Origin of the sequence: Xanthovirga aplysinae (genome assembly GCF_009711365.1) — a bacterium.
Classification (GTDB): domain Bacteria; phylum Bacteroidota; class Bacteroidia; order Cytophagales; family Cyclobacteriaceae; genus Xanthovirga; species Xanthovirga aplysinae.
In genome coordinates this window covers 1-3,734 of record NZ_SMMB01000762.1, presented here as the reverse complement: position 1 = coordinate 3,734, position 3,734 = coordinate 1, and the positions used below count along the sequence as shown (strand labels likewise).

Annotated in this window: 5 protein-coding genes; 2 read left to right on the top strand and 3 right to left on the bottom strand. The window is 34.7% G+C overall.

The annotated features are described in order from the left end of the window. Window positions 1-4: 4 nt before the first annotated feature. Window positions 5-685 (top strand): type 1 glutamine amidotransferase domain-containing protein, encoded by a 681-nt coding sequence (locus E1171_RS05280; protein ID WP_155204794.1) that lies wholly within the window; start codon window positions 5-7, stop codon window positions 683-685. Between the two features lie 145 nt (window positions 686-830). Here E1171_RS05280 and E1171_RS05275 read toward each other — a convergent pair whose 3' ends face one another. The 3 genes from E1171_RS05275 to E1171_RS05265 are packed head-to-tail and all read right to left on the bottom strand — an operon-like array spanning window position 831 to window position 1,799. After that, window positions 831-1,310: a GNAT family N-acetyltransferase gene (locus tag E1171_RS05275; protein WP_155204792.1), complete on the bottom strand. Its 480-nt coding sequence runs from the start codon at window positions 1,308-1,310 to the stop codon at window positions 831-833. Beyond that, window positions 1,307-1,462, bottom strand: coding sequence for a hypothetical protein (locus E1171_RS05270; RefSeq protein ID WP_155204790.1), 156 nt, complete (start codon window positions 1,460-1,462; stop codon window positions 1,307-1,309). Before E1171_RS05270 ends, E1171_RS05275 begins: the two co-directional genes overlap by 4 nt. Window positions 1,463-1,520: 58 nt before the next feature. Then, entirely contained in the window at window positions 1,521-1,799 is a 279-nt protein-coding gene (locus E1171_RS05265; protein ID WP_155204788.1) for a hypothetical protein, read from the bottom strand. A gap of 462 nt (window positions 1,800-2,261) precedes the next feature. Between E1171_RS05265 and E1171_RS05260 the strand changes: the two genes are divergently transcribed. Further along, window positions 2,262-3,581, top strand: a complete 1,320-nt coding sequence (locus E1171_RS05260) for an MFS transporter (RefSeq protein ID WP_155204786.1) — start codon at window positions 2,262-2,264, stop codon at window positions 3,579-3,581. Window positions 3,582-3,734: the final 153 nt, after the last annotated feature.

The following is a 3,734-nucleotide window of genomic DNA, read 5'->3' as shown; positions in this document are numbered from 1 at the left end:
AAAAATGAAAAAAGTATTGTTTATACTAACCAGCCATGGGCAGTTAGGAAATACAGGAGAAAAAACTGGATTTTGGATTGAAGAGTTTGCTAGTCCTTATTATTTACTTAAGGATAAAGGAGTTGAAGTAGTGTTGGCCTCTCCCAAAGGGGGACAACCACCGATTGACCCCAAAAGTGAACTTCCGGATTTTATGACACCAGCTACAGAAAGGTTTAAGAGGGACCAAGAAACCCAAGAAATCTTAAGTAAAACCTTAAAGTTAGATAGTGTTAATCAGCAAGACTTTGATGCGGTTTTTTACCCTGGAGGTCACGGCCCATTATGGGACTTGGCAGAGGATAAAAACTCCATCTCTTTAATTGAGAGTTTTTATAAGCATAATAAACCTATAGCTGCTGTTTGTCACGCTCCAGGTATATTCAAAAATACCAAAGACGAAAACGGTACTCCTTTGGTAAAAGGTAAAAATGTAACTGGTTTTTCTAATTCGGAAGAAGAGGCTGTGCAACTAACAGATGTGGTTCCATTCTTAGTGGAAAATATGTTGCAGCAAAATGGTGGGATTTATTCAAAAGGAGAAGATTGGGCTCCCTATTTTGTTATAGATGGGTTATTGATTACAGGGCAAAACCCAGCCTCGTCAGAATTAGTAGCCGAAAATTTGTTGAAAAAATTGGGTTAAAAACTGAACACATTTCTAGATTTAGGTTACAAGGACAACCGCGGTTTTGAGTTATTTGTAAACCGCGATTGTTTTTAATTGGAGTATTGTTATTAAAGGAATTTAAATAATAGGGTATATATTCCGCAATTTCTGCTTTGATACTTTATAGGTACAATTCCATTCTTATATCACAACGTTCATAAGGGGTATCTTTGGGCACAGGTATTTCTTTAAAGCCAACTTTATGATATAAAGTTATGGCAGGAGTTAACTTTCTGTTGGAGTCCAGAAATAACTTTTTAATTCCTTCTCTGCTTGCATAAGCAATGCATTCGTACATCAATTTTTGTCCTATTCTCATCCCTTTATAATGTTCTGTTACTGCCATTTTTGAAAGCTCAAATACTCCTTCTCCTCTATTTATTAAGCAAACAGTGCCGACAACCTTGCCATTTAAGAAAGCAAAAAGAATTTGCCCTCCCTCATCAAGAATATATTTTTGGGGATTATTTAATACTTCTTTATCATAGGCTTCTATGTAAAAATATTTTTCAAGCCACTCGAAGTTTAACAAGGCAAAATCTTTAGCATATTGTTGCTGATAGGGTACTATTTCTACTTTAAGTTGCTCTATTTCGTTCATGAGATTTTACTTTTTAATTGGTCTAATGTTCTATCTTTAAATCCTTTTTGGAAGAATCTTTCTTCCATCATGGAGATAAATTCCAAGGCATTAAGCCCTTCTAAGGCTTTTTCCAAGCCTATTTCTCCAGCCTTCCATATTTTTTCATACATAGGAAGCATTTTTATGGATCGTTCGGATAAATTAAGTACCCTTTTTCTGGAGTCGTTTTTATCTTTTCCAGATATAAGGTAGCCAGCGGTTTATCATTTTATTAGTGAGGGTAATTACCGATGGATGTGCCATCTTAATACTATCTGCAATATCCATTACACTCAAAGCACCTCGGGATTTCAATAGCTTAAAGATGACATACCAATTGGGTTCAATATCTACGTCCAACTCCTTATAAAGTTTCTTACCCTCGTACAGCATGGCATCACTTATTCGCTTTAGTCGCATAGTGAATCCTAAATACTGTAATTCTTTGGCGAAATCATTTTCTTTCATTTATTTATGTAGTTGTCTACGTAAAATTAATAAATAATATGTAGATGTCTACCTATTTTTTGGAATTTTAATGAAATTTTAATCTGCTTTTATGAAAGGATTTGCTAATCTTGACTTTAAATACATAAAAAAATAGGCCTGTTGGCTAAGTTTGACTTTATTTTTGTATTATAAACTCCAATTAAAAGCTAAATGAAATTTTTTAAAAGGGAATAATGGAAAGTACCCCTTAATCTACTGTGTGGAGATTTTATGGAAGTACAGTCAATCGTGATTAATTTTATAGGATTTTATCCCAATCTATTGTATTCCATTCACCTTTTGGGTTTTCCTTTTTTTAATTTCCAGTAAAATTTTAGACTTTCAATTTTATTTCGATTATTCATTTTCCTATTTAATTCATAAATTTTACTACTGATTTGGTTGCTGGCCTTTTAGAATTATTTTCCAACCCCTACTTGTATGAGCACTATCGCTTCCGAACGAAAACAGATTCCCCTGCTTCCAGTCCTTATGGTAAATTTTATTGGAATGCTGGGTTACAGTATAATCTTACCGTTTCTGGTATTTTTGGTGCATCGCTTCGGTGGAAATGAGTTTATTTATGGCATCATGGGTTCTATCTATCCGGCTTTTCAGTTTATTGGGGCACCCCTTTTAGGGAAATGGTCAGATCGGATTGGACGGAAAGTAATTTTGTTGATCACACAGATTGGGACTTTTTTAGCTTGGATACTTTTCTTGCTTGCTCTCCTTGTTCCTGTCGAGACATTTTTCAGTGTAAAATCAGCTTCTCTTGGGAGTTTCATTATTAGTTTTCCTTTAATTATTATGTTCTTGGCTCGGGCTTTAGATGGCCTTACTGGAGGGAATGTTTCGGTGGCTAACGCTTATTTATCTGATATCTCTACAGATAAAAACCGAAAAGCAAATTTTGGGAAAATGGCCATGTCGGCTAGTTTGGGATTTGTCCTTGGACCAGCTTTAGCAGGTTTATTGGGAGGTACCCCTCATAAGGAGATGGTTCCTATTTTGGTGGCTGCATTTATTTCCTTAGTGGCAATTGGTTTGATTTGGTTTAAATTGCCAGAATCAAAAATGGAATTGGTTAATCCTCAGACCAAAAAGTTTCAAATTAAGAAATTATTTACCTTTGAGGAAAAGGAATGTTATAGAATGAAAAAATGTAAAAACTCTACAATTAGGGCTGTTTTTTCCATTCCTCATATTCCTTTTATGGTGCTTATCTATTTTCTGGTATTTTTGGGTTTTAATTTTTTTTATGCTGCATTTCCCATGCATGCCTTAAAAAAACTGGAATGGAACTCCTTTGAATTAGGGATTTTTTTTTCATTTCTCAGCGGAATAATGATTTTTGTACAAGGCCCACTGCTAGGGTTCTTGTCTAAGAAGAGTTCCGATCAATATTTAGTTATTGTTGGAAGTATTTTGTTGGTTCTTAATTTTAGTTTGATGGCAGTGGGAAATTCTATGGTAATTTATGTAGCGGCATTTTTATTTGCTCTCGGAAATGGACTTATGTGGCCTTCATATTTATCCATTTTATCTAAGTTGGGTGGAGAAGAACAGCAGGGAGCCGTGCAGGGAGTTGCTAATAGTGCAGGAAGTATTGCAAGTATCATTGGTTTGATTTTGGGAGGTTATCTGTATGGTGTAGTGGGAAGCTCAACTTTTTTATTCGCAGCTGGCTTTCTGTTTTTGATATTTTTGTTGGCCTTTCGTCTTTTGAAAATGGAGATTGCCAAACCCCTTCAATCTTAAGTGTAACTTCATAGGTTCATATTTTTTAACTATTGCAAAAGGGAATAAAATTTTATAAGCCTTAAATACTTCAAATGCCTCATAATTTATTTGCCATTGTTTTTTTCTTTAACCCATTTCTCTTGGTAAATATTTCCTTCCTCAATGTTTAGG

Excerpts from the sequence above, each read along its gene's own strand:
- E1171_RS05280 (WP_155204794.1), top strand. The coding sequence starts at position 5 with ATGAAAAAAGTATTGTTTATACTAACCAGCCATGGGCAGTTAGGAAAT.
- E1171_RS05275 (WP_155204792.1), bottom strand. The coding sequence starts at position 1,310 with ATGAACGAAATAGAGCAACTTAAAGTAGAAATAGTACCCTATCAGCAA.
- E1171_RS05270 (WP_155204790.1), bottom strand. The coding sequence starts at position 1,462 with ATGTATGAAAAAATATGGAAGGCTGGAGAAATAGGCTTGGAAAAAGCC.
- E1171_RS05265 (WP_155204788.1), bottom strand. The coding sequence starts at position 1,799 with ATGAAAGAAAATGATTTCGCCAAAGAATTACAGTATTTAGGATTCACT.
- E1171_RS05260 (WP_155204786.1), top strand. The coding sequence starts at position 2,262 with ATGAGCACTATCGCTTCCGAACGAAAACAGATTCCCCTGCTTCCAGTC.